The following is a 509-nucleotide window of genomic DNA, read 5'->3' as shown; positions in this document are numbered from 1 at the left end:
CTGGTACGGATACTGATGTAGGCAAAACGGTGGCGTCGAAAGCCGTCGTGCAAGCACTCGCAGCAAAAGGACTAAATACCATTGGCTACAAACCAGTGGCTGCAGGAAGCGAAAAAACAGAGCAAGGTTGGCGCAATTCAGATGCACTGCACTTGCAAAAAGCCGCAACCTTAGAAGTGGCTTATGAAGATGTGAACCCATACGCTTTGGAATTACCAGCTTCTCCTCACATCGCAGCCAAGCACGAGCAGGTTGAAATCGAATACGATTTGCTGAGTGAAAAGCTCGCTCAACATAAAGAGCAAGCCGATGTTGTATTGGTAGAAGGTGCTGGTGGTTGGCGTGTTCCTGTGTCAGACACAGACAGCTTGTCTACTTGGGTACAGCAAGAGCAGCTACCAGTGGTACTTGTCGTGGGTATTAAACTGGGTTGTTTGAGCCACGCTTTATTAACGGCGGAAATCATCAAAGCAGATGGTCTAAACCTAGTGGGTTGGATTGCGAACCGA

At 48.5% G+C, this 509-nt stretch carries 1 protein-coding gene; it reads left to right on the top strand.

The window, feature by feature from the left end; translation table 11 throughout:
* A partial coding sequence (bioD, locus tag R7R24_RS30625; protein WP_318120705.1) for a dethiobiotin synthase occupies positions 1-509 on the top strand: 509 nt, incomplete at both ends.

The organism is Vibrio sp. 704 (genome assembly GCF_033339295.1).
The sequence above is the reverse complement of the archived record's forward strand: the minus strand, read 5'-3'. Positions and strand labels throughout refer to the sequence as shown.